General features: G+C 53.5%; 4 protein-coding genes. All 4 read left to right on the top strand.

Going from position 1 to position 3,734, the window contains the following annotated elements:
* On the top strand, positions 1–505 hold a 505-nt coding region (locus HPY90_RS15270), incomplete at its 5' end, for an ImmA/IrrE family metallo-endopeptidase (RefSeq protein ID WP_287195761.1).
* Positions 487–2,064 carry a type I restriction-modification system subunit M gene (locus tag HPY90_RS15275; RefSeq protein WP_287195763.1) on the top strand — a complete coding sequence of 526 codons (1,578 nt, stop codon included), beginning with the start codon at positions 487–489 and terminating at the stop codon, positions 2,062–2,064. The genes HPY90_RS15270 and HPY90_RS15275, both read left to right, overlap by 19 nt.
* Positions 2,057–3,412, top strand: coding sequence for a restriction endonuclease subunit S (locus tag HPY90_RS15280; RefSeq protein WP_287195765.1), 1,356 nt, complete (start codon positions 2,057–2,059; stop codon positions 3,410–3,412). Before HPY90_RS15275 ends, HPY90_RS15280 begins: the two co-directional genes overlap by 8 nt.
* On the top strand, positions 3,409–3,615 hold the full coding sequence (locus HPY90_RS15285; RefSeq protein WP_287195767.1) for a 4-fold beta flower protein: 207 nt from the start codon (positions 3,409–3,411) through the stop codon (positions 3,613–3,615). The genes HPY90_RS15280 and HPY90_RS15285 overlap by 4 nt, the downstream gene beginning before the upstream one ends.
* The last annotated feature ends 119 nt before the right edge of the window (positions 3,616–3,734 follow it).

Below are 3,734 nucleotides of genomic sequence, written 5' to 3' on the forward strand. Positions count from 1 at the left end.
GCTTGACTACGTTGCTGATAACGGCATCGTCCTTAGCTATGTACATTTCCCGAGGGATGCTTACCAGGCGTATGGTGTGTACTACTTCGACCGGAGGCTCAATTCAGGCGTAATTCTGTTGGACAAGGACCTGGAACATGACCAAGCCCTGCACAATACAGTCCTGGGTGAGGAATGCGGACATGACGCAACCTCACCACGCGGAACAGTACTCACAGCCTACATGAGCTGTGGGCCAAGGGTCATAACCTCCCAGGACGAACGGAAGGCAGTCGAATGGGCAGCGAACTTCCTCATACCTGATGACGAACTTGCCAGGGCGGTATATAAACTGGGGCTGAGGAGTTCCTGGGAACTGGCGGAGCACTTTGAGGTGACGGAGTGGCTGGTGCAACAGAAAGTAGAACTGCTCAATATGAAAGGCGAAGCAGCAGAAGAAGATATGAGCAGAGCTTTTGAAGGATTGCTCAAACGAGGAGACTACGCATGGCTGGATATACGTTAGATTTACCAACCCTTGAAAACTGGCTCTGGGAGGCAGCCTGCAAGATACGCGGGCCGGTGGACGCTCCAAAGTTCAAGGATTATATCCTACCACTGGTTTTCTTAAAGCGCTTGTCGGATGTCTTTGAAGACGAAGTCAGGCAGCTGGCAGAGGAATTCGGCAGTATAGAAACGGCGTGGCAGTTAGTGGAGCAGGCCCACCAGAAAGGCCAACCGCTGATCCGCTTTTATATACCACCTCAGGCTCGCTGGCAGGCAATTAGAGAGAAAACAATAGGGCTGGGACAGTACCTGACCGATGCAACCCGGGCCGTGGCACGCGAGAACCCGAAACTACAAGGCGTCATAGATGTGATGGACTTTAACGCCACTACTGCTGGCCAGAGGATCATTGACGATGCTCCACTAGCTGAACTGATACAAGTCCTGAGCAAATACCGTCTCGGCCTGAATGATGTGGAGCCCGACATCCTGGGACGGGCTTATGAGTATCTTCTGCGGAAATTCGCCGAAGGCCAGGGACAGAGCGCTGGCGAATTCTATACTCCCCGAGAAGTAGCGGTCTTAATGGCGCGCATCTTGGAACCGGAACCAGGCATGACAGTTTACGACCCGTGCTGTGGATCAGGGGGGTTGCTCATCAAATGTCACCTGCGGCTCTTAGAGACCCATGGCGTAAAACATAATGGCCGGTCAAAGTTGCCAACTAATCTTGCTCCACTTAGCGTTTATGGCCAGGAAATAAATCCGGCCACCTTCGCTATGGCACGGATGAATGCCTTCATCCACGAGATGGAGGCCGAGATCATGATAGGCGATACTATGCGTAGGCCAGCTTTCACTGAAAGCGACGGTCGACTTAAGCAATTCGATCTAGTCACTGCCAACCCAATGTGGAATCAGAAGTTTCCCACCGAGGCATACGAACATGACCCTTATGAGCGATTCCAATTAGGGTTCCCGCCATCATCCAGTGCGGACTGGGGTTGGATACAGCATATGTATGCCTCCTTGAATACACATGGCAGGATGGCGGTGGTGCTCGACACCGGAGCCGCGTCACGAGGTAGCGGTAATCAGGGGGCAAATCGGGAGCGGGACATCCGTAAGGCCTTTATAGAGCGCGACTTGGTGGAATGTGTCATCCTCCTGCCTGAGAACCTCTTCTACAACACGACGGCCCCCGGGATTATCCTGGTGGTCAACAAGGCCAAGCGGCACCCGGGGGAGATCCTGCTCATAAACGCCTCGAAGCTCTTTGCCAAGGGCCGCCCGAAGAACTACCTGGCGGACGAGCACGTGGAGCGTATCGCCGCCGTCTATCGCAACTGGGCGGCGGAGGAAGGGCTTTCGGCCGTAATCACCAACAAAAAGGCCGCAGGCAACGACTACAACCTCTCGCCCAGCCGCTATGTAGCCCAGAACGGCGGAGAAGAGGTGCTTCCATTGGAGGAGGCCCTGGTGCAGCTGCAAGAGGCGGAAGAGGAACGGGCGGCTGTTGACCGGGAGCTGGACGACATTCTGAAAGCCCTGGGCCTGGGAGGGATCGCCCATGGTTGAGATGGTGAGGTCCTCGGTCGAGCCTGCCACCGACCCGCCCGAAGGATTCAAGATGACGGAGCTAGGGCCACTTCCCGAGGAGTGGGAGTTGGTGAGGCTGGGGGAAGTGTTTAATGAAGTGGTTAAGCGAGTATGTGAATCAGAACACCCAAATGTAGAAGCTCTACCAATTTTGTCTTTGACAAAGAACGATGGTTTGATACTGCAAATGGAACGTTTTGGAAAGCGAATTGCAACAGAGGATGTGAGCGATTACAAGGTGGTGTGCAGAGGCCAGATCGTTTACAACCCTTACGTGATCTGGGAAGGAGCTATTCACATCCTCGACAAATTTGAAGCTGGTCTCGTTAGTCCGGTGTACCCTGTACTCTCGACAAAAGAAGGGGTAGCGGATCCCTATTTCCTTGATGCCTGGTTGAGAACGCCCCCTGCAATTATTGCCTACAATCGGTATGCCGCTGGTGCAGTAAACCGGAGGCGTGCAATTCGAAAAAGGGACTTTTGGCAAATACAAGTTCCCCTCCCTCCTCTTCCCGAGCAGCGGGCCATCGCCCATGTCCTCCGTACGGTGCAACGGGCGAAGGAGGCCACGGAGCAGGTCATCCAGGCCACGCGGGAGCTGAAAAAGAGCCTCATGCGCCACCTCTTCACCTACGGCCCCGTGCCTGTTGGTGAGGCCGAGAGGGTGCCGCTGAAGGAAACCGAGATCGGTTTGGTGCCGGAACATTGGAAGGTGGTACGGCTTGAAGCAGTCGCGACCATTGGTAACACAAGGAGCAACCTGCCGCCACAGGCAGTTATTCCATTTATACCTATGTCCTTCGTACCTGATGACAGTCTTTACATCACCAATTGGGAATTATGTAAGCCGGAAGAAATACGTAGCGGAGTAGTTATTCGAAACGGTGACTTACTGCTTGCGAAAATTACTCCATGTTTCGAAAACGGGAAGCAGGGGATCGTGAAAGATCTACCCGGAGGCTGGGGATATGCAACCACCGAAATCTTTCCAATCCGAACCTTAGAATCCATGTTGTTGGAGTTTCTGGCCTTTTATCTTAGAAGGCCGGAAATCCGAGAAATGCTCGCGTCCAAGATGGAGGGAACGACTGGAAGACAGCGACTACCGAAGACAATGGTAAGGGGTCTGGCAGTCTCCCTTCCTCCCCTCTCCGAGCAACGCAAAATTGCCCGCATACTGCAAACGGTGGACAAAAAACTCCAGGCCGAGGAGGTCAGAAAACAGGCCTTGGAAGTGCTGCTTAAGTCCCTACTCCACAACCTGATGACCGGGAAAGTCCGCGTTAACGACTTCTCCTTACCAGAAACCAGGGAGGTGGCAGTATGACTCAGTGGCTATGGACGTGGGGCGGTCGGTGCTTTGGATACCGAGATGGGGACGATCTCTGGACCTATGATGGGAAACATGTGGGTCGTTTTATTGGTGATGAGGTGTATGCCCCTGATGGTTCTTATCTTGGCGAAATAAAAGATGGCCGCCTGATCACTAACCTGAGCAAGAAACACTACCGCAATTCTCCTTCTGTCTGAACCACTGCATGGTTTTACGACCCGCCGCTTATAGTGGCAAACCGAAAGCTTCACCCGTTGAAAACAGGGGTTTTCCAGCCTCGGGTGTCAAACTTGGGTCATATGATGGCAGTACGGGG

This window comes from Syntrophothermus sp., from assembly GCF_013314835.1.
In the GTDB taxonomy this organism is placed as follows: Bacteria; Bacillota; Syntrophomonadia; order Syntrophomonadales; family Syntrophothermaceae; genus Syntrophothermus; species Syntrophothermus lipocalidus.

Excerpts from the sequence above, each read along its gene's own strand:
- HPY90_RS15275 (WP_287195763.1), top strand. The coding sequence starts at position 487 with ATGGCTGGATATACGTTAGATTTACCAACCCTTGAAAACTGGCTCTGG.
- HPY90_RS15280 (WP_287195765.1), top strand. The coding sequence starts at position 2,057 with ATGGTTGAGATGGTGAGGTCCTCGGTCGAGCCTGCCACCGACCCGCCC.
- HPY90_RS15285 (WP_287195767.1), top strand. The coding sequence starts at position 3,409 with ATGACTCAGTGGCTATGGACGTGGGGCGGTCGGTGCTTTGGATACCGA.